This is a genomic window from Enterobacter sp. AG326 (assembly GCF_004362415.1).
Taxonomy (GTDB): domain Bacteria; phylum Pseudomonadota; class Gammaproteobacteria; order Enterobacterales; family Enterobacteriaceae; genus Enterobacter; species Enterobacter asburiae.
Genome location: NZ_SNXG01000001.1, coordinates 1,214,627 through 1,236,287 on the forward strand (window position 1 = coordinate 1,214,627; position 21,661 = coordinate 1,236,287).

The 21,661-nt window shown below is 55.1% G+C and carries 19 protein-coding genes; 2 read left to right on the forward strand and 17 right to left on the reverse strand.

Going from position 1 to position 21,661, the window contains the following annotated elements:
- From nuoM to lrhA, 13 genes are all read right to left on the reverse strand, one after another.
- A complete protein-coding gene (nuoM, locus tag DFO52_RS05685) occupies positions 1-1,530 on the reverse strand; it encodes an NADH-quinone oxidoreductase subunit M (protein ID WP_023312532.1) in 1,530 nt (509 codons plus the stop codon).
- A 76-nt stretch (positions 1,531-1,606) separates the two neighbouring features.
- The gene (gene nuoL / locus DFO52_RS05690) at positions 1,607-3,448 is read right to left on the reverse strand and encodes an NADH-quinone oxidoreductase subunit L (protein WP_133549678.1); all 1,842 of its coding nucleotides are present in this window, start codon (positions 3,446-3,448) and stop codon (positions 1,607-1,609) included.
- A complete protein-coding gene (gene nuoK / locus DFO52_RS05695; RefSeq protein ID WP_003861496.1) occupies positions 3,445-3,747 on the reverse strand; it encodes an NADH-quinone oxidoreductase subunit NuoK in 303 nt (100 codons plus the stop codon). The genes nuoL and nuoK overlap by 4 nt, the downstream gene beginning before the upstream one ends.
- A complete protein-coding gene (gene nuoJ / locus DFO52_RS05700; protein ID WP_029741935.1) occupies positions 3,744-4,298 on the reverse strand; it encodes an NADH-quinone oxidoreductase subunit J in 555 nt (184 codons plus the stop codon). Before nuoJ ends, nuoK begins: the two co-directional genes overlap by 4 nt.
- 10 nt (positions 4,299-4,308) lie before the next feature.
- Positions 4,309-4,851: an NADH-quinone oxidoreductase subunit NuoI gene (gene nuoI, locus DFO52_RS05705; RefSeq protein WP_003861491.1), complete on the reverse strand. Its 543-nt coding sequence runs from the start codon at positions 4,849-4,851 to the stop codon at positions 4,309-4,311.
- Between the two features lie 13 nt (positions 4,852-4,864).
- Entirely contained in the window at positions 4,865-5,842 is a 978-nt protein-coding gene (gene nuoH / locus DFO52_RS05710; protein ID WP_008500211.1) for an NADH-quinone oxidoreductase subunit NuoH, read from the reverse strand.
- Entirely contained in the window at positions 5,839-8,562 is a 2,724-nt protein-coding gene (gene nuoG / locus DFO52_RS05715; RefSeq protein WP_133549680.1) for an NADH-quinone oxidoreductase subunit NuoG, read from the reverse strand. The genes nuoH and nuoG overlap by 4 nt, the downstream gene beginning before the upstream one ends.
- A 55-nt stretch (positions 8,563-8,617) precedes the next feature.
- Positions 8,618-9,955, reverse strand: coding sequence for an NADH-quinone oxidoreductase subunit NuoF (nuoF, locus tag DFO52_RS05720; protein ID WP_023312536.1), 1,338 nt, complete (start codon positions 9,953-9,955; stop codon positions 8,618-8,620).
- Entirely contained in the window at positions 9,952-10,452 is a 501-nt protein-coding gene (gene nuoE, locus DFO52_RS05725; protein WP_006176513.1) for an NADH-quinone oxidoreductase subunit NuoE, read from the reverse strand. The genes nuoF and nuoE overlap by 4 nt, the downstream gene beginning before the upstream one ends.
- 2 nt (positions 10,453-10,454) lie before the next feature.
- Complete coding sequence (nuoC, locus tag DFO52_RS05730; protein WP_023312537.1) at positions 10,455-12,257, reverse strand: NADH-quinone oxidoreductase subunit C/D; 1,803 nt, start codon at positions 12,255-12,257, stop codon at positions 10,455-10,457.
- An 89-nt stretch (positions 12,258-12,346) separates the two neighbouring features.
- A complete protein-coding gene (gene nuoB, locus DFO52_RS05735) occupies positions 12,347-13,021 on the reverse strand; it encodes an NADH-quinone oxidoreductase subunit NuoB (RefSeq protein ID WP_003861482.1) in 675 nt (224 codons plus the stop codon).
- Positions 13,022-13,036: 15 nt separating this feature from the next.
- A complete protein-coding gene (gene nuoA / locus DFO52_RS05740) occupies positions 13,037-13,477 on the reverse strand; it encodes an NADH-quinone oxidoreductase subunit NuoA (protein WP_014171000.1) in 441 nt (146 codons plus the stop codon).
- Positions 13,478-14,108: 631 nt separating this feature from the next.
- The gene (lrhA, locus tag DFO52_RS05745; RefSeq protein ID WP_029741933.1) at positions 14,109-15,047 is read right to left on the reverse strand and encodes a transcriptional regulator LrhA; all 939 of its coding nucleotides are present in this window, start codon (positions 15,045-15,047) and stop codon (positions 14,109-14,111) included.
- 937 nt (positions 15,048-15,984) lie between these two features.
- On the opposite strand from lrhA, the gene alaA reads away from it, so the two are divergent.
- Entirely contained in the window at positions 15,985-17,199 is a 1,215-nt protein-coding gene (gene alaA, locus DFO52_RS05750; RefSeq protein WP_008500204.1) for an alanine transaminase AlaA, read from the forward strand.
- Positions 17,200-17,293: 94 nt separating this feature from the next.
- The gene (yfbR, locus tag DFO52_RS05755) at positions 17,294-17,893 is read left to right on the forward strand and encodes a 5'-deoxynucleotidase (protein WP_029741932.1); all 600 of its coding nucleotides are present in this window, start codon (positions 17,294-17,296) and stop codon (positions 17,891-17,893) included.
- 81 nt (positions 17,894-17,974) lie between these two features.
- Here yfbR and DFO52_RS05760 read toward each other — a convergent pair whose 3' ends face one another.
- The 4 genes from DFO52_RS05760 to yfbV form a co-directional block, all read right to left on the reverse strand.
- A complete protein-coding gene (locus tag DFO52_RS05760) occupies positions 17,975-19,807 on the reverse strand; it encodes an SLC13 family permease (RefSeq protein WP_063145417.1) in 1,833 nt (610 codons plus the stop codon).
- 75 nt (positions 19,808-19,882) lie between these two features.
- Positions 19,883-20,542 carry a sugar phosphatase gene (locus DFO52_RS05765; RefSeq protein WP_045402709.1) on the reverse strand — a complete coding sequence of 220 codons (660 nt, stop codon included), beginning with the start codon at positions 20,540-20,542 and terminating at the stop codon, positions 19,883-19,885.
- Positions 20,543-20,553: 11 nt separating this feature from the next.
- A complete protein-coding gene (locus DFO52_RS05770; protein WP_023312542.1) occupies positions 20,554-21,048 on the reverse strand; it encodes a YfbU family protein in 495 nt (164 codons plus the stop codon).
- A gap of 92 nt (positions 21,049-21,140) precedes the next feature.
- Positions 21,141-21,596 (reverse strand): terminus macrodomain insulation protein YfbV, encoded by a 456-nt coding sequence (gene yfbV / locus DFO52_RS05775; RefSeq protein WP_133549682.1) that lies wholly within the window; start codon positions 21,594-21,596, stop codon positions 21,141-21,143.
- Positions 21,597-21,661 lie beyond the last annotated feature (65 nt).

The following is a 21,661-nucleotide window of genomic DNA, read 5'->3' on the forward strand; positions in this document are numbered from 1 at the left end:
TTACGGCCTTGTAGTAGAAGCAGAATTAACAAACCACTGCTGGATGTTACCCATCGCGCTATGCGAGGTATCCAGAATCGGCTGCGGGAAGAAGCCCAGCAGCACCAGCAGTACGACCAGCAGCAGGATGATGAACAGCTCACGCAGCGACATCCCCGGCAGTTCTTGTGCAGCAATTTCGCTCTTCGCTTTACCGAAGTAAGCGCGGTGCAGCATCGCCAGCGAGTACACGGAAGCGAACACCAGACCAAAGGTAGAGATCACGGTAATCACCGGTACCACTTTGAAGCTGCCGAACAGAATCATAAATTCGCCGACGAAGTTACCGGTACCTGGCATCCCCAGAGTGGCAACAGCGAAGAACATAGACAGCGCTGGCAGCCACTTAATTTTGCTCCACAGACCGCCCATCATGCGCATGTCGCGGGTATGCAGACGTTCATACAGCTGACCGCACAGGATGAAGAGGCCGGCTGCGGACAGACCGTGCGCAATCATCTGGATCACCGCGCCCTGGTACGCCAGCTGGCTGCCGGTGTAGATAGCAATCAGCACGAAGCCCATGTGGGAAACGGAGGTGTAGGCAATCAGACGCTTGATGTCGTACTGCGTGAAGGCCATCCAGGCACCGTAGAAGATACCGATCACACCCAGCCACATGGCAATCGGTGCGAATTCTGCGGAGGCATTCGGGAACAGCGGAAGTGCGAAACGCAGCAGACCGTAGGCCGCCGTTTTCAGCAAGATGCCCGCCAGGTCAACGGAACCCGCCGTTGGTGCCTGAGAGTGCGCGTCTGGCAGCCAGCCGTGCAGCGGAACGACCGGCATTTTCACCGCGAACGCGATGAAGAAGCCCAGCATCAGCAGGTATTCAACGCCGTGGGACATTGGCGTTTTCAGCAGATCTTCGTAGTTGAAGGTCCAGGTACCGGTCGCGTTGTGGTGAACAAACACCAGCGCCAGAATGGCAATCAACATCACCAGACCACTCGCCTGGGTATAGATGAAGAACTTGGTTGCCGCCGTGATACGCGTTTTACCGTCGGACGCCTTGTGGCCCCACAGCGCGATCAGGAAGTACATCGGCACCAGCATCATCTCCCAGAAGAAGAAGAACAGGAACATGTCGATGGCAAGGAACACGCCGATCACGCCGCCCAGGATCCACATCAGGTTCAGGTGGAAGAAGCCCTGGTATTTTTCGATTTCTCGCCAGGAGCAAAGTACCGCCAGAACGCCGAGCAGACCGGTCAGCACCACCATCAGCAGCGACAGACCGTCAATCGCCAGGTGGATCGTAATGCCGAAACGCGGGATCCACGGCAGGATGAACTCAGACTGCCACTGCGGAATGCCCGCAGACTGGGTCAGTGAGTAACCGCCCTGCAACCACAGTTGCAGGCCAAGCGCGAGCGTCAATCCCATGGTGATCAGCGCGATCCAGCGCGGCATCTTCACGCCAAAGCGTTCAGTCTGCCAGCACAGGAAGCCGCCGATGAAGGGAATTAATATTAGCCAGGGTAGTAACATGGCGATTTACATTCCTTTTTAAGGCCCCCAGCAGGGGCCTGATTTTCAACGAATTCGAATAAAATTCACTTAACGATCAACGCAACACCATCAGCAGCGCCAGCACGACAACCGCACCGATGCTCATGGACGCCACATACCAGCGCAGGTAACCGTTCTCGCTGTACAGCAGGCCTTTACCTGCAAAGCGGGAAAGGATCGCCGGGATATTCATCAGGCTGTTCAGCGGGTCGCGCTTCAGCAGCCACGCAATACCCAGGAACGGCTTAACGAAGATCATGTCGTACAGCCAGTCGAAGCCCCACGCGTTGTACCACCAGGTGCCCAGCAGACGGCCTGGCGCGCTGTTGGCAACAGCAGTCACCAGCGTACGTTTGCCCAGCCACAGCCATGCAGCGATCAGGATGCCCGCGATAGCGACCATGCCCGAGGTGATTTCAAGCGTCAGAACGCGACCGTGCTCAAGCTCGGTGGTGTCTGGCAGTACGCCCTGCAGCGGCGGCACAATCATCGCGCCAACGAAGGTGGACAGTACCAGCAGCACAATCAGCGGCAGGTGGTGGGTGATCCCCTTCCCTGCGTGAGCGTGAATTTGTTCTTTACCGTGGAATACGATGAAAATCATACGGAAGGTATACAGGGAGGTCATGAACGCACCGACCAGACCCGCAACCATCAGATTGATATGACCATTCGCCATGGCACCCGCAAGGATTTCGTCCTTACTGAAGAAGCCCGCGGTGATCAGCGGCAGTGCCGCCAGCGCCGCGCCGCCTACCAGGAAGCAGATATAAACCAGCGGGATGGATTTACGCAGTCCGCCCATCTTGAAGATGTTCTGCTCGTGATGGCAGGCCAGAATCACGGAACCGGATGAGAGGAACAGCAGCGCTTTAAAGAACGCGTGCGTCATCAGGTGGAAAATGGCTGCGTCCCACGCCTGAACGCCCAGCGCCAGGAACATGTAACCAATCTGGCTCATGGTGGAGTACGCGAGGACGCGTTTGATGTCGGTCTGCACCAGCGCGGCAAAGCCTGCCAGCACCAGCGTGACCGCACCAACGATACCCACCAGATGCAGAATTTCCGGAGTCATCAGGAACAGGCCATGGGTACGAGCAATCAGGTAGACACCGGCGGTTACCATGGTTGCGGCGTGGATCAGCGCGGAGACAGGGGTTGGACCCGCCATCGCGTCGGCCAGCCAGGTCTGCAACGGCAGCTGCGCGGATTTACCCACGGCACCACCCAGCAGCATCAGCGTAGCCCACCACAGCATGTTGTTGCCTGCGGCGAAGTGCGCCGGCGCCAGTTCCACCATTTCGCGGAAGTTCAGCGTGCCCAGTTCGTTGTAAAGAATGAACAGCGCGAAAGCGAGGAAGACGTCACCCACGCGGGTCACGACGAACGCTTTCATGGCCGCTGCGCCATTCTTCGGATCGGTATAGTAGAAACCGATCAGCAGGTAAGAACACAGACCCACGCCTTCCCAGCCCAGATACATCAGCAGCAGGTTATCGGCCAGGACCAGAACCACCATGCTGGCGATAAACAGGTTGGTGTAGGCGAAGAAGCGGGAGTAACCCTCTTCACCGCGCATATACCAGGAGGCGAACATGTGGATCAGGAAGCCAACGCCGGTAACCACGGAGAGCATGGTCAGCGAGAGGCCGTCCAGCACCAGATTGAAGCCGATGTTGAAATCACCGACCGACATCCACGTCCACAGCGGCACGCTGAAAGGCTGGCGTCCGTTGTTAAAGAAGTCGATACCCGCATACGCCGTCACCAGCGCAGCCAGACCGATGGAGCCAATGCCCACGGTCGCAGACAGATTCTCAGACCAGCGGCCGCGAGAAAACGCCAGCAGCACGAAGCCAATCAGCGGAAAAATAATGGTTAAGGCAAGCATGTTCATCCACGCAACTCACTTACTGAATCGATGTTCAGGTTCTGGCGGCGACGATGGAGCTGCAGCAACAGCGCCAGGCCAATACTCGCTTCGGCAGCCGCGAGGCTGATGGCGAGAATGTACATCACCTGACCATCGGTCTGGCCCCAGTAGCTTCCGGCGACCACGAAGGCCAGCGCGGAGGCGTTAATCATGATTTCCAGCCCGATCAGCATAAACAGCAGATTGCGGCGGATAACCAGACCGGTCAGACCCAGGACGAATAAAATCGCAGCGAGGATCAGTCCATGTGTTAAGGGGATCATGCGCGCTCCTCCATTTTTCTTTTCGCGCGGTCGTCAGTGCGGTTGCTCAGCACCTCGCCAACACGCTCTTCGCGGCCAACGTGGAAAGCAACAACCAGACCTGCCAGCAGCAGCATTGAGGCCAGTTCAACCGCCAGAACGTATGGGCCAAAGAGCGTAATACCGACCTCTTTCGCGCCAATCGGCGTTCCGTCGATGCCCTGATCGTTTACGCCCAGAATGGCGTAAACAATCACCACCAGCATGATGGCCGACAAAATTGCCGGGCCAATCCACACCTGCGGTTTTAACCACTGACGTTCCTGCTCAATTTCAGAGCCGCCCAGGTTCAGCATCATCACCACGAACACGAACAGCACCATGATGGCCCCGGCGTAGACGATGATTTCCAGCGCACCGGCGAAGTGCGCGCCCAGTGCGAAGAACACCCCGGAAATGGCCAGCAGCGAGATGATTAAGTACAGCAGCGCATGCACCGGATTGGTGTGCGTAATCACTCGTAGCGTAGCCAGGATGGCGATAAGGCCACAGATATAAAAAGCGAATTCCATTGCCCTCTCCTTACGGTAACAGGCTCTTGACGTCGATAGGCTTAGCTTCGTTCTCTGCTTCGCCCTTATCTTTGCCGTCGATTGCCATACCCGCCATCCGGTAGAAGTTATATTCCGGGTATTTGCCCGGACCGGAAATCAGCAGATCCTCTTTCTCGTACACCAGGTCCTGACGCTTGTACTCACCCAGCTCGAAGTCTGGAGTCAGCTGAATCGCCGTGGTTGGGCACGCTTCTTCACACAGACCGCAGAAGATGCAGCGTGAGAAGTTGATGCGGAAGAACTCAGGGTACCAGCGGCCGTCTACCGTCTCTGCTTTCTGCAGAGAGATACAGCCTACCGGACACGCTACCGCACACAGGTTACAGGCAACGCAGCGCTCGGAACCGTCCGGGTCGCGCGTCAGCACGATACGGCCACGGTAGCGCGGCGGCAGATATACCGGCTCTTCCGGGTACATCCGGGTTTCGCGTTTGGCAAACGCGTGCAGGCCGATCATCCAGATACTGCGTACCTGGGTACCGAAGCCTACCAGTAATTCTTTTAAGGTCATGGTCTATAGCCCCTTATGGCTGCTGCCAGAGAATGACAGCCGCCGTTACCAACAAGTTGACGAGCGTCAGCGGCAGGCACACTTTCCAGCCGAAGGACATTACCTGGTCATAACGCGGACGCGGTAACGCTGCGCGAATCAAAATGAACATCATCATGAAGAACGCGGTTTTCAGCGCGAACCAGATGAACGGCGGTAAGAACGGGCCATGCCAGCCACCGAAGAACAGCGTTACCATCAACGCGGAAATGGTGACGATACCGATGTACTCGCCCACAAAGAACAGACCGAATTTCATACCGGAATATTCGATGTGGTAACCGTCGGCCAGTTCCTGTTCGGCTTCTGGCTGGTCAAACGGGTGACGGTGACACACGGCCACGCCCGCGATTGCAAAGGTAATAAACCCAAAGAACTGCGGAATAACGTTCCAGATGTCGGCCTGGTTATTGACGATGTCGGTCATGTTGAATGAACCGGCCTGCGCCACCACGCCCATCAGGGAGAGCCCCAGGAACACTTCGTAGCTCAGCGTCTGCGCGGAAGCACGCATCGCACCCAGCAGCGAGTATTTGTTGTTACTGGACCAGCCGGCGAACAGCACCGCGTAAACCGCGAGGCCTGCCATCATCAGGAAGAACAGAATGCCGATGTTCAGGTCAGCAACCACCCAGGTCGGGCTGACCGGAACGATAGCAAACGCCAGCAGCAGCGAGGTGAAGGCGATCATTGGTGCCAGAGTAAAGATCACGCGGTCCGAGAAGCGCGGGATCCAGTCCTCTTTAAAGAACATCTTGATCATGTCCGCGACCAGCTGAAGTGAACCACCCCAGCCCACGCGGTTCGGTCCGTAACGGTTCTGGAACAGACCGAGCAGACGACGTTCACCAAAGCTCATGAACGCGCCGCAGGTGACCACCACCAGCAGAATAACAATCGCTTTCAGAATGCTCAGCAGGATGTCGATAAGATCCGGCGTTAACCAACTCATGCTTTTGCCTCCTGCAGATTATCAAGACGCGCACCCGCCAGAACCGGCGCAATGCCAGGCATACCCATCGGCAGACCCACCTGCCCTGCTGTCAGACCTTCGGAGATAATCAGCGGCAGGCTGATTGTCTGGCCGTCATAGCTAAAGGCAATGTTTGCGCCAGCGTTAACGCCAAGCTTCGCGGCATCTGCCGGGTTGAGCTTGATGTAAGGCTGCGGCATGCGGGTCTGGAAGACCGGTGAACGCTGGGACAGCTCGTCGCTACCGAACAGATGGTAGTACGGCGCGATACGCCAGCTGCCATCCTGCGCCTGGAAGCTCGCCGGTACGGTGGTGAAGAAGTCCAGACCGGTTTCGGAGGCTTCGATCAGACGTACGCCCGGATCGCCGTGACGCAGGGAGCCACCCACTTCAGCCTGGAACTTGTTCCATGCCTGCGGGGAGTTCCAGCCTGGCGCCCATGCGAATGGGATTTGCGAACGCGGCGCAGACGGCTGGTTGTTCCCTTCCATGGAGAAGGCGAACATGGTGTCTTTATCCTGCGGCTGGCGCGGTTCGTGCACGCTGATATTGGCGCGCATCGCGGTACGACCGCTGTAGCGGTGCGGTTCGCGCGCCAGTTTCTGGCCGCGAATGCGGAAGCTTGCTTCAGGTGCGGCATCTTTAATGCCTGCCAGCTGAGGCAGTTTTTCGACAACCGCGTCGATAACGTGGTCGAGTTGCGTCCAGTCCACTTCACGGCTCTGCACGGTGCTGTGCAGGGAGTGCAGCCAGCGCCAGCTTTCCAGCATCACGGTGTTGCTGTCGTAGTACGCCGGGTCGTAAACCTGGAAGAAACGCTGTGCGCGGCCTTCGTTGTTGATAACGGTACCGTCGCTTTCTGCGAAGCTTGCCGCAGAGAGCACCAGGTGCGCTTTGTCCATGATCGCGGTGCGCTGATGGTCAATGACCATCACCAGCGGCGCTTTGGAGAGCGCGGCGTCAACGCGAGCGGCAGAGGCGTGGCGATGCAGGTCGTTTTCCAGCACCACAACGGCGTCAGCGGCACCGGATTCCAGTTCGCTTAACGCAGCTTCCAGCGAGCCGCCGCCGATCATACCCAGACCAATGCTGTTCACCGCACGGGCAATCATGGTCACACCGACGTCCGCACCGCGGCCTTTCAGGGCTTTGGCAACGTTGGCTGCTGCATGAATGATCTCCGCGCTGCCGGCGTTGGTACCAGAAATAATCAGAGGTTTTTTCGCACCTGCCAGGGCCTGAACAATTACGTCGACCTTGTTCTGCAGGTCACGATCCAGCTCAACGGCCGGCGAGCTGTTGTCCAGCGCGTGGGCAATGGCAAAGCCGAGGCGAGCCTGATCTTCAACCGGTGCGCAGTAGGTCCACGCCGCGATGTCGTCCAGACGGGTGTTGTCGACGTTGGTCACAAACAGAGGATGCTTCGCGCGCTGGCCGATGTTCAGGATCGCCGCAATCTGCCAGTCAGCCACTTTCTGCGCCGCTGCCATTTCACGTGCTTTACCCTTCACCGCCTGACGAACCGCCAGAGCCGCACGTGCGCCCGTCTGCGTCAGGTCTTCACCCAGCACCAGGACCGCATCATAAGATTCGATTTCGCGCAGCGCAGGGGTATGAATACCGCCTTCACGCAGCACTTTCAGTACCAGCTGCAGACGTTCCTGCTCGCCCTGAGCGATACCGGTATAGAAGTTTTCCGCGCCAACCAGCTCGCGCAGCGCGAAGTTGCTTTCGATGCTGGCGCGCGGGGAGCCAATACCGATCACTTTCTTCGACTGGCGCAGAATATCTGCCGCGCCCTGCATCGCCTGTTCAGCGTTCAGGGTAATGAAGTCGTCGCCACGGCGCTGAACCGGCTGACGCGGACGATCTTTCAGGTTCACATAGCCATAGCCGAAACGACCGCGGTCGCACAGGAAGTAGTGGTTAACGGTGCCGTTGTAACGGTTTTCGATACGACGCAGCTCGCCGTAACGCTCACCCGGGCTGGTGTTACAGCCGAGGGAACACTGCTGGCAGATGCTTGGCGCAAACTGCATGTCCCATTTACGGTTGTAACGCTCGGAGTGGGTTTTATCCGTGAATACGCCGGTCGGGCAGATTTCTACCAGGTTACCGGAGAACTCGCTTTCCAGCACGCCGTCTTCCGGACGACCGAAGTAGACGTTATCGTGCGCGCCATATACGCCCAGATCCTGACCGTCTGCATAGTCTTTGTAGTAACGCACGCAGCGGTAGCAGGCGATGCAGCGGTTCATTTCGTGAGAGATGAACGGCCCCAGGTCCTGGTTACGGTGGGTACGCTTGGTAAAGCGATAGCGACGGAAGCTGTGGCCGGTCATCACGGTCATATCCTGAAGGTGGCAGTTACCGCCCTCTTCACAGACCGGACAGTCGTGCGGGTGGTTGGTCATCAACCATTCCACAACGCTTTCGCGGAACTGTTTCGCTTCTTCGTCATCAATCGAAATAAAGGTGCCTTCGGTGGCTGGCGTCATACAGGACATCACCAGGCGACCACGCGTGTCTTCCGCGTTTTGATATTGCTTCACCGCACACTGGCGGCAAGCACCGACGCTGCCCAGCGCCGGATGCCAGCAAAAGTACGGAATATCGAGGCCAAGAGACAGACAAGCTTCCAGCAGGTTGTCCGCACCGTTGACTTCGTATTCTTTGCCGTCTACATGAATCGTAGCCATTAGCATGCTTCCAGTTGGCTCGGTCGAAACCGAGCGTTAATCAAAATTCTTGTCGTTACCAGCGCGCTTTAAGCAGGTTCGGCTGAATCCCATTAATCGCATGGGTATTGCTGAACGGCTGCTTGATGCCTGCTTCGAACTCGTCGCGGAAATATTTGATCGCGCTCTGCAGAGGTTCGACGGCACCCGGTGCGTGGGCACAGAAGGTTTTACCCGGGCCTAAGAATCGACACAGTTGCTCAAGCGTCTCGATATCCCCAGGCTGGCCTTCGCCACGTTCGATTGCGCGCAGGATCTTCACGCTCCACGGCAGACCATCACGGCACGGTGTACACCAGCCGCAGGACTCGCGGGCGAAGAACTCTTCCAGGTTACGCACCAGCGAGACCATGCCGATCTCGTGGTCGACGGCCATCGCCAGCGCCGTACCCAAACGGCTGCCTGCTTTACCAATGCTTTCGAATTCCATTGGCAGGTCAAGGTGGGCTTCGGTCAGGAAGTCTGTTCCTGCCCCACCCGGCTGCCAGGCTTTGAATTTCAGGCCATCACGCATGCCGCCAGCGTAGTCTTCAAGAATTTCACGTGCGGTGGTACCGAACGGCAGTTCCCAGACGCCAGGATTTTTAACGCGACCAGAGAAGCCCATCAGCTTGGTACCGGCATCTTTGCTTGAGGAGATGCCCTGATACCACTCCACGCCGTTGGCGAGGATAGCCGGAACGTTACACAGAGTTTCAACGTTGTTTACGCAGGTCGGTTTACCCCATACGCCGGAGCTTGCCGGGAACGGTGGCTTGGAACGCGGGTTCGCGCGGCGGCCTTCAAGGGAGTTAATCAGCGCGGTTTCTTCACCGCAGATATAACGCCCTGCGCCGGTGTGCACGAACAGTTCGAAGTCAAAGCCGGTACCCAGGATGTTTTTACCCAGCAGGCCCGCTTCGGTAGCTTCGGCAATCGCGCGACGCAGGTTTTCCGCCGCTTCGATGTACTCACCGCGCAGGAAGATGTAGCCGCGGTACGCTTTCAGCGCAAACGCGGAGATCAGCATGCCTTCCACCAGCAGGTGCGGCAGCTGTTCCATCAGCAGGCGGTCTTTATAGGTGCCCGGCTCCATTTCATCGGCGTTACACAGCAGGTAACGGATGTTCATGGATTCGTCTTTCGGCATCAGGCTCCACTTCAAACCGGTGGAGAAGCCCGCACCGCCGCGCCCTTTCAGGCCGGAGTCTTTCACCGCGTTAACAATGTCGTCCGGCGCCATGCCGCCAAGGGCTTTACGCGCGCCGGCATAGCCGTTTTTGCTCTGGTATTCGTCGAGCCATACCGGCTGTTTGTCATCGCGCAGACGCCAGGTCAGCGGATGCGTCTCAGCAGTACGAATTACAGTTTTCATTTGTACTGCTCCAGCAGGTCAGGAATCGCTTCCGGCGTCAGATGGCTGTGAGTGTCCTCATCAATCATCATGGTCGGCCCCTTGTCGCAGTTACCCAGGCAGCAGGTTGGCAGCAGGGTAAAGCGTCCATCGAACGTGGTCTGGCCCGGCTTGATATTGAGCTTCTTCTCAATCGCAGCCTGAATGCCCTGATAACCGGTGATGTGGCAGACAACGCTGTCACAGTAGCGGATCACATGGCGGCCAACCGGCTGACGGAAGATCTGGCTGTAGAACGTGGCTACGCCTTCTACGTCACTTGCCGGAATACCCAGCACTTTCGCGATCTCATAGATCGCCCCATCCGGCACCCAACCACGCTGTTTCTGTACGATTTTCAGCGCTTCAATGGACGCCGCACGCGGGTCTTCGTAGTGGTGCATCTCGTGCTCGATGGCGGCACGTTCTGCTTCACTCAGCTCAAAAGCCTCGGTTTGTGGTTGTTGATTCTCGTGCATAATTAGCGGTCCACATCTGACATAACAAAATCGATACTACCCAGATACACAATCAGGTCGGAGACCAGACTGCCGCGGATAGCGGACGGGATCTGCTGCAGGTGCGCAAAGCTCGGCGTACGCACGCGGGTACGGTAGCTCATGGTGCTGCCGTCACTGGTCAGGTAGTAACTGTTAATACCCTTGGTCGCTTCAATCATCTGGAAGGATTCTTGCGCCGGCATGACCGGACCCCAGGAAACCTGCAGGAAGTGGGTGATCAGGGTTTCGATATGTTGCAGCGTGCGCTCTTTCGGTGGCGGCGTCGTCAGCGGGTGATCCGCCTTGAACGGGCCTTCCGGCATGTTGTTGAGGCACTGCTCAAGGATGCGCAGACTCTGGCGCAGCTCTTCTACTTTCAGCATCACGCGGGTGTAGCAGTCGGAAACACCGCCGCCCACCGGGACTTCAAAGTCGAAGTTCTCGTAGCCAGAGTAAGGACGGGCTTTACGCACGTCGAAATCAATACCGGTCGCACGCAGACCTGCACCTGTCGTACCCCACTCCAGCGCTTCTTTCGCGCCGTAGGCGGCAACGCCCTGGGAACGGCCTTTCAGGATGGTGTTACGCAACGCGGCTTTCTCGTAAGAGGCCAGACGTTTTGGCATCCAGTCGAGGAACTCACGCAGCAGACGGTCCCAGCCGCGCGGCAGATCGTGTGCCACACCGCCGATACGGAACCAGGCCGGGTGCATACGGAAACCGGTAATTGCTTCCACCAGATCGTAGATTTTCTGACGGTCGGTAAAGGCGAAGAAGACCGGGGTCATCGCGCCGACGTCCTGAATGAACGTGGAGATGTACAGCAGGTGGCTGTTGATACGGAACAGTTCTGACAGCATAACGCGAATCACGTTAACGCGATCCGGCGTAACGATACCCGCCAGTTTCTCAACGGCCAGCACGTATGGCATTTCGTTGACGCAGCCGCCGAGGTACTCGATACGGTCGGTATACGGAATGTAGCTGTGCCAGGACTGACGCTCGCCCATCTTCTCAGCGCCACGGTGGTGGTAGCCGATGTCAGGAACGCAGTCGACAATCTCTTCGCCATCAAGCTGAAGAATAATACGGAATGCACCGTGCGCAGACGGGTGGTTTGGACCGAGGTTGAGGAACATGAAGTCCTCGTTGTCGGTACCGCGCTTCATGCCCCAGTCTTCCGGCTTGAAGGTCAGCGCTTCCATCTCCAGATCCTGCTTGGCTTTGGTCAGCTCAAACGGATCGAATTCGGTTGCACGTGCCGGGTAGTCTTTACGCAGCGGGTGGCCGGTCCAGGTCTGCGGCATCATGATGCGCGTCAGATGCGGGTGGCCGTCGAAGGTCATGCCGAACATTTCCCAGGTTTCACGCTCATACCAGTTCGCGTTCGGGAAAAGTTTGGTGATCGTCGGCAGATGCATGTCGTTTTCAGACAATGCCACCTTGAGCATGATATCCGTATTACGGTCTATTGAGATCAGGTGGTAGAAAACGGAAAAATCCGCAGCAGGGAGACCCTGGCGGTGGGTACGCAGACGTTCATCCATGCCGTGTAAGTCAAACAGCATGACGTACGGTTTTGGCAATTTCTTGAGGAAATCGACAACTTCCAGCAATTGCTCACGCTTCACCCAAACAACGGGTACCCCGGTGCGGGTAGCCTGAACAGTAAAGGCATCCGGCCCAAAACGGTTGCGCAGTTCGCCAATGACTGGGTCATCCAGATGATCCCGGGTCTGCCAGGCGGCTTCTTGCGCGGTTAAGTCGGTCATATTGTTCACCATTGCAAATGGTCCGTGGTGACTGTTGAGCCTGGCTTCGCGCTATTTGAGTAGTGATATGCGAAGGTGTTCTCCAGGCCTACAGGCGCAAATTAAATTTCGTCAGGCGTACGCAGGTTGGTGACGGCAATACGTTCACCACGTTTACGCTCGCGCTCAGACTGCATGTTCGCGCGATACACACCCTGATCGCCAACAACCCACGACAGTGGGCGACGTTCTTTACCGATAGATTCCTGCAGCAGCATCAGCGCCTGCATGTAGGCTTCCGGACGTGGCGGACAACCTGGGATGTACACATCCACTGGAATAAACTTATCTACGCCCTGTACGACGGAATAAATGTCGTACATACCGCCAGAGTTTGCACATGCGCCCATGGAGATAACCCATTTTGGCTCCAGCATCTGGTCATAAAGACGCTGAATAACAGGTGCCATCTTGGTAAAGCACGTACCGGCAACCACCATCAGGTCAGCCTGACGCGGGGAAGCACGGAGTACCTCGGCCCCAAAACGCGCAACGTCATGCACCGCAGTGAATGACGTCACCATTTCAACGTAGCAGCAAGAAAGGCCAAAGTTGTAAGGCCAGATGGAGTTCTTACGACCCCAGTTGACCATATCGTGCATGGCATGTTCGAGTTTGCCCATGTACACGCTTTTATTGACTTCTTGCTCCAGGGGGTCGGTTACGATCTCCTGTTTTTGCAGGGGGTAACGGTCATTCTCACCGTTAGGATCTATGCGGGTGAGCGTATAATCCATCTTATTGCCTCGCTGTTACTGCTGACGATTAGAGATACTGTTTTCCGGGTTGATGTGTTCACGACGTGAACGCGCAGGCGTCCAGTCAAGCGCGCCAATACGCACCAGATAAACCAGACCGGCCAGTAGCACTAAAATGAAAATTGCGGCCTCGACAAAGCCCACCCAACCACTTTCGCGGATGGACGTTGACCATGCGAAAAGGTAAAGCGCTTCCACGTCAAAGATGACGAAGAACATGGCTACCAGATAGAACTTGGCAGACAGGCGTAAGCGAGCGGAACCTACTGAATCAATACCTGATTCGAAAGGTGTGTTTTTGTGCCTTGCACGGGCGCGACCGCCCAGGAACCAGCCGCCGACTAACATCAGGCAGCACAGGCCAATGGCTACAATAAGAAAGATTGCGAATGCCCAGTGATGAGCGATGACTTCTGTGGATGTTGACATACTCATTGCTTACTCATCAAAAGTGATACCAACGACACTGCTCTTGCTGGCAGATGGGCATCACATCGATTCATGGGGAGGAACAAATAACCTTACACTAACTGTCGGAAATGAGACGTAGACAGCAAAATGATGGGGTTTTTTACTCCTTTCTATAACCTATTGTCAACTTTAACAAAGGTTTCTTCACATTAAATTACATCGAGCGATTCTCATTAACATTTGGTGCCCTTTAACCCTGGTGGGTGCATGACTTTCCGTCAAATGTATGTTGTTGAATCGTGTCCGTTTCGGAAGTAAAAAAAATAACCCTCCTATTTTGACAGGATTTGCCAACGATTCCTCCCCCCAAATAGGAGTATTTTCTTGATCTGCGACACGCTTTTGTTAATTCAACATGGAAAACGGCAACATATTTCCTGTTTTTTTAACATGAGAAGGATATGGATGAAGTTAGAACGGAAAATGGACAAGTTTTAAGCTAAAGCATTCATCTTATTGATAAGTAATATAATATCCTGAAAATCCATGCACCATAAGCGGGTATTATTGCTTAAAAAAAGCCACTGCATGTGAAAATCACATGAGTGGCTTTTTTCTACACTTACATTTTGTTACCAGAATATTGAGCTATCGATCACTCAAAATCCCCTTCGACGATCAGGGAATCATCCCCCCCTTCGGAGGTAACGCGCTCGAACTGCCATGGGTTATGGTAGTTTTCCATCGCCTCGAACACCACTTTTGCCAACTCGTTATGACTGGACGAATTGTGGCAGAGCAGATACTCCGTATCCGGCAGCGCAGGAAGACCATCGGATTTCCCCAGGACGCGCAGATCGGGACTCATCATCTCTACCGGACGGGCCGTTACACCCAGACCAGCCTTCACGGCGGCACGAACCGCTGGCAGCGTGGAAGCCACATACGCCAGACGCCACGGAATGTTGGCCTCATTCAGCGCCGTGAGCACCATATCGCGGAACGGGCTCGGGTCATCCAGTAATACCAGCGGAACCGGCTCCCCTTTTTGCAGCACGTACTCGGCTGCACAATACCAGTGCGTAGGCGATGTGCGCAGCGTCAGGCAATCAAACTGCCCGGGACGATGCGTCGTCACCACCAGGTCGACTTTATGCTCATTTAACATCTCAACCATAAAGGCATTACGTTTTACGCTAACGTCAAGCGCAAGCTTCGGATAAACCGAACTAATACGATTGAGAAGAAACGGCAATATAGTATCCGCTGACTCATCAGATGCGCCTAACGTTAGCACCCCTTGAAGGTTGCTAAACATTAATGACATACATGCTTCATCATTAAAGCGAAGAATTTTCCTGGCATAACCCAGTAGCTGAATACCGTGTTCCGTTAAGAGCTTATTACGCCCGTGACGTGCAAAAAGCTCTTTACCGACCAGCTGCTCCAGCCGCTGCATTTGCTGGCTAACGGCGGACTGAGTTCGGCAAACGGCGGCAGCAGCAGCTGCAAAAGTGTTGAGATCGGCGACCGCAACAAACGTTCTCAGCAGATCGAGGTCGAGATTCATTATCGGACGATTTGCATTTATCATATCTATTCACTTTCAGGTTGCTCGTGCGGAGCTGCCCGGGTTGAAGCTGTGTGTAACAGTTAAGCAATTCCCTCTGAAGGTTTTCCCTCGCATCCCGGCCCGGCAGACTGCCTGACAGATAGTTATTGTGCTGCTTTATATCAACAGTCAGAAAGCACGTTTCATGACGTTATTTTTATTCTCTTAAACGTTCAGGATATTTAGATGTTCGCAGGTTTATGTAAATTACATTAAAGGTATAACACCTTTTCTGCCATCTTTATCGCAGCGCTGTCAACGTAGCAGGAGATGTTTGACACATTCCAGCCAGAGATAACTCCAACAATAACAATCAATTAATTCGAAAAGTCAGTGCCAGATATACAAAATTCTTGCATCTGTTCTCTGCTTTCCTGAAAGACATCTTAACCCAAATCCACTTTATTTATAAGTCTTATTGCAATATTGAGGATTAAAGAAGAATGTTAAGCTTCTAAACTAATTTTATTAAAATTAACTAAAGTTGCATTTTATAGGTTAATAATAAATAAATTTTAATTTAGATTAAGACCATTCATTAATGGCACTTAACATTAATTTCACATGAGTAACTTTTAGCCACATTACGCTTTTACAGGAACATGTATCAAGCATTCAGGTTTTACGAAAAGTCACTCAGGGTGATTGCTTCCACTGTCAGGTTCACCACTTATTTTCATCAGCACAATATACAGTATTTTGACAAATGAATAGCACATTTAACCTGTCATCATGCTATGCGCACAACTTTAAGACAGTGAAAAAGCTTACGAACAGCGAAAAAGATTTATCAGAATTTTGTTCCCGACACAAAATCTTCTACTGCAAACCCTTCAAAACGAAGCGAGGGGGGAGTACATTATTCCGTGCTGACTTCCACGGCAGGGAGTGGCAATAATAGCAAAAAGGTTAAAGGTTCATGTCCCCTATCGAAAAATCCAGCAAGCTAGATAACGTCTGTTATGACATCCGCGGCCCGGTTCTGAAAGAGGCAAAACGCCTCGAAGAGGAAGGCAATAAGGTTCTGAAACTCAACATCGGTAACCCTGCGCCATTTGGTTTTGAAGCGCCGGATGAAATTCTGGTTGATGTGATCCGCAACCTTCCTACTGCACAAGGCTATTGCGATTCAAAAGGACTTTACTCCGCACGTAAAGCCATCATGCAGCACTACCAGGCACGCGGTATGCGTGATGTTACCGTTGAAGATATCTATATCGGCAACGGCGTTTCCGAACTGATCGTGCAGGCGATGCAGGCGCTGCTGAACAGCGGGGACGAAATGCTGGTACCTGCGCCGGACTATCCGCTGTGGACGGCTGCCGTATCACTGTCGAGCGGTAAAGCCGTGCACTATCTCTGCGACGAGTCCTCTGACTGGTTCCCGGACCTCGATGATATTCGCGCCAAAATTACGCCCCGCACGCGCGGCATCGTGATCATTAACCCGAATAACCCGACGGGCGCAGTGTACTCAAAAGAGCTGCTGATGGAGATCGTCGAGCTCGCCCGCCAGCACAACCTGATCATCTTTGCCGACGAAATTTACGACAAGATCCTGTACGACGCGGCGCAGCACCACTCAATCGCTGCGCTGGCCCCGGATCTGCTGACCGTCACCTTTAACGGCCTGTCTAAAACCTACCGCGTGGCCGGTTTCCGCCAGGGCTGGATGGTACTGAACGGTCCGAAAAAGCACGCCAAAGGCTATATCGAAGGGCTGGAGATGCTGGCCTCCATGCGTTTATGTGCCAACGTTCCGGCGCAGCACGCGATCCAGACGGCTCTCGGCGGTTATCAGAGCATTAGCGAGTTCATCGTTCCCGGTGGTCGCCTGTACGAACAGCGCAACCGCGCGTGGGAGCTGATCAACGATATCCCGGGCGTCTCCTGCGTGAAGCCGAATGGCGCGCTCTATATGTTCCCGAAAATTGACGCGAAGCGCTTTAATATTCACGACGACCAGAAAATGGTGCTCGATTTCCTGCTGCAGGAAAAAGTGCTGCTGGTTCAGGGGACGGCGTTTAACTGGCCGTGGCCGGATCACGTGCGCATCGTGACGCTGCCGCGCGAAGATGACCTCGAAATGGCCATCAGCCGCTTCGGGCGCTTCCTGTCCGGATACCATCAGTAATCTTAAAATCAGGCTACTTCGGTAGCCTGATTTGCATCTTCCCTCCCCTCCCCGCACAATGAACGCCTGTCGCAGTGAAGACAAAAGGTAACCTATGAGTCAGAGTCATTTCTTCGCCCACCTCTCCCGCCTGAAACTCATCAATCGCTGGCCGCTGATGCGCAATGTCCGCACGGAAAATGTCTCAGAGCACAGTCTGCAGGTTGCGATGGTCGCTCACGCGCTGGCCGCCATTAAAAACCGCAAATTCAACGGCCAGGTCAATCCAGAGCGCATCGCACTGCTGGCGATGTACCACGATGCGTCGGAAGTGCTGACCGGCGACCTGCCCACGCCGGTGAAATATTTCAACTCGCAAATTGCGCAGGAATACAAGGCCATCGAAAAGATTGCCCAGCAGAAGCTGATTGACATGGTGCCGGACGAGTTGCGCGACATCTTTGAGCCGCTCATCGATGAGCATCAGTACACGGAAGATGAAAAGTCGCTGGTCAAACAGGCCGACGCGCTCTGCGCCTACCTGAAGTGTCTGGAAGAGCTGTCTGCAGGGAATAACGAATTTTTACTGGCGAAAACGCGTCTGGAAAAAACGCTGGAATCCCGCCGCAGCGCAGAGATGGACTATTTTATGCAGGTGTTTGTGCCGAGCTTCCATCTGTCGCTGGATGAGATTAGCCAGGATTCACCGTTGTAATCTGTTTGCCCAGCGGCGCTGCGCTTGCAGGGCCTACGGGTTGTTGGCCGGGTAAGGCGCAGCCGCCACCCGGCAAAATGCTCAGAACGGGAACAGGACCGGTATCAACACCACGCATACCAGCATCACCAGCACGGTGAACGGCACGCCCAGCTTCACGAAATCACTGAACCTGTAATTCCCGGGCCCCAGCACCAGCGTATTCACCGGTGAAGATACTGGCGTCATAAACGCCGCGGAGGCCGCCATTGCGACCATCATCGCAAAAGGATACGGCGACACGCCCATGGATTTGGCCATCGCCAGCGCAATCGGCGCCATCAGTACCGCCGTCGCGGTATTGGAGATAAACAGACCGATGGTGGCGCACATGATAAACAGACAGACCAGCATCATGTACGGCCCATACCCGCCGCCAACGTCCATTAAGCCTTTAACGATCAGATCCACCCCGCCGGTTTTTTGCAGCGCCAGGGCAAAAGGCATCATCCCGACAATGAGGATAATGCTCGGCCAGTGAATGGCTTTATACGCGCTTTCGGCGTCAATGCAGCGGAATTTGCCCATCAACAGGCAGGCGATAATTGCCGCAACCGGATTGGGGATTTCATCGGTCAGCATCAGCGCCACCATCAGCACCAGACAAAAAATCGCGTGGGGCGCCTGGCTGTGCGCCGGGGAAGCATCGCTCTCCTCAACAGGCATGTTGAGCACCACAAAATCACGCCCTTTCTGCCCGAGCTGACTAATCAGCTTCCAGTTACCGACAACGAGGAAGATATCGCCCAGCAGGATCGGCTCATCCACCACCGCCCCTTCCATCGCCACGCCATCGCGCTTCAGCCCCACAACATTCAGGCCATAACGGGTTCGGAATCCCATTTCCCGCACGGTTTTGCCCAGCAGTTCCGATTCCGGGATCAGTGATACTTCGGCCATGCCGACATCCAGCGCCTGATCGGAGAAATACTCCCCACGCAGCACCATCGGTTCCAGCAGCTGTTCGCTGCAAAACTCGCGCAGATCCACGTCCGCGGTGGACATATCAATCAGCAGGACGTCCCGCGCGCGGAATTCCGACACTCCGTTGACGTTGACGATCACCCGGCGAAAACGACGCCAGCGCTCTACGCCGATCACGTTTGCGCCATAGCGCTCACGCAGCTTCAGGTCGTCCAGGCGCTGTCCCACCATCGGCGAGCCGGGGCGAATAGCCAGACGGCGCGCGCGCCCGGTGAGACGGTACTCTTTAATCAGATCGCGGAAGGTGCGTCGCTTCCACCCTTCTTTATTTTTGTCCTGTTTTTCACCTTTCAGGGCAAAGCGGGTCAGCAGCATGTAGACCACGCCCAGGACCAGAATGACCAGCCCAAGCGGGGTGACGCTGAAAAAACTGAAGCCCTGAAATCCTTCCCGGATAAGCTCGCTGTTGACGACCAGGTTCGGCGGCGTTGCTACCAGCGTCATCATTCCGCTGATCAAACCGGCAAAACTCAGGGGCATCATCAGGCGCGACGGCGAGATCTGCATCCGCATGGAGACGCTCAGCACCACCGGTATAAAGATTGCGACCACGCCCGTTGAGCTCATAAACGCCCCCAGCCCGGCGACGGTCACCATCAGGTAGATCAGCATTTTGGTTTCGCTGCTGCCCGCCACCTTCACCAGCCACGACCCCATGATGGTTGCCACGCCGGTACGCACCAGCCCATCACCGATAATAAACAGGGCGGCAATCAGGATAACGTTGGGATCGCTAAACCCGGAGAAGGCTTCCGGCAGCGTGAGCGTACCGCTCAGCACAAACGCGACGATGACAAACAAGGCGACGGCGTCCATGCGTACCTTGCCCGTTGCAAAAAGAAGGATGGCGATTAAAAGCAGGCTCAGGACCCAAATCAGTTCACCGTTCACAACATGTCCTTGTCAGTGGGAGATGAGGAATTTTGCCATAAAAAAGCCCCAGCAATGTGGGGCTATATCATGTGATTACATTTTTAGCGAGACGGTTACAACCCCGTCAGAGGCTTTCGAAACAGCCAGCGCCGTCAGTGAATCCAGCACAAAATCTGCTTCCTCCAGGCGGGGAGATCCCGCCGGAACATTCACCGCGATAACGTGGCTTCCGGCGTTCAGCCCGGCCAGTACGCCAGCGGCCGCATCTTCCACCACCACGCACTCTGCGGGCGCGAGGCCCAACAGTTCAGCGCCCAGTAAAAACGCGTCGGGTTCCGGTTTACCGCGCTTTACGCGCTCCGCAGTGATAAACACTTCCGGTTTCGGTAAACCTGCCGCCTTATGACGGGCGTGGGCGACGGGAATGGAGCCTGAGGTAACGATAGCCCACGGGATCTGCGCCTCGTTCAGATGCTCAAGCAGCTCGCGCGCGCCCGGTAAGGCTGTGATGCCGTCCGTATCCGTGGCTTCAATGTGTTCCAGGTATTTGAACTCCGCCTGAATTTCGTCCTCAGAGCGTCCGGCCAGGAAGTGCCGTAGCGAGGTGATGGCCTGTTTGCCATGGATAAAATTCAGCACGTCCTGATGGTCGATGCCATGTCGGTCAGCCCAATGGCACCACGAACGCTCCACAACCGGCAGCGAATCTACCAGCGTACCGTCCAGATCAAACAGAAAACCTCTACACTGCACACGCACCTCCGTCAGGCATTAATGATTTGTTGAATTTCGTTGCTGCTTAAATGGTACTGACGCGGGCAGGCGTGCCACGCGCTTAGCATACGCTGATATTTCTCCCACATTGGGGTCTGCGCGTTGAAGCCGTGGGTGCCCGCGTCAAAGTGGGTATAGCGCCCTTCTGTATTCACCATAAAGCGAACATAGCTCAGATAACGCGCTTCCGTTGCGGCATCAAAGCCTAAGAAGGTCACCCGGCGCTCGTCAATGGACTGCTGATCTTTGAGATTCGTCCAGGACACGTGCAGGGCGTGATACATCTCCATAATGTCGATCACGATGCGGCAGGTTTCTTCTTTCAGCTCGCCAAACTCGCGGTCCAGTTCGCGCATTTGCAAACCAAAACCGCGTTCTACGATGGTTTGCAGGCGGCTGTAGCGCGCAGCGTTATCGGGATCAAGCATAGTCATCATCTTGTACTGGTTAGACAAAATCAGACGTTGAGCATGGGTCATTTCCATCTTTCGACTCCTGTAGCGCATTGCACTTTAAAAAAAAGACACGGTAACTGATTGTTACTGTGCCTTCTTTTCGTCGTCGTTTCGATGATCAATCACAAGTCATCGAGGAATGTTTTATCCAGTTGCTTAAAAGCGCGCTTTAACGTGTCCGCCAGCGCCTGGTAATCCGGCTTGCCTTCAACCGGGGCGAGCGCCTGCCCGGCCTCCTCCAGTTTTCCGCGCACTTCATAAAACCAGTGTAAAATAGAAGGGGGAAGTGGGGTGATAGACCGTTTACCTAACCACCACAGGCCCTGCATCGGCAGGCTTAAGGCGAAGAGCGCTGTCGCGACGGCAGGGCCAAGCTGCCCGCCCAACGCAATCTGCCAGCACAGCGTAAAGACAGCGACTGGCGGCATAAAGCGAATCGCATAGCGCGTGGCGCGGATGGTGCGATTCTCAATGAACATCGGCGCAAGGCGCTTTTCCATCGGCCACGTCTTTGCGTAATGCTGTCCCCGACGAAACAGACTAAAGAAATTTAGGGACGGGTTCTCTGGTGTCGACATGGCTGTACCTCAACTTCACATATAAAAATTAAAATTTTCGTGCAAAACCACAACAAGCTATGACA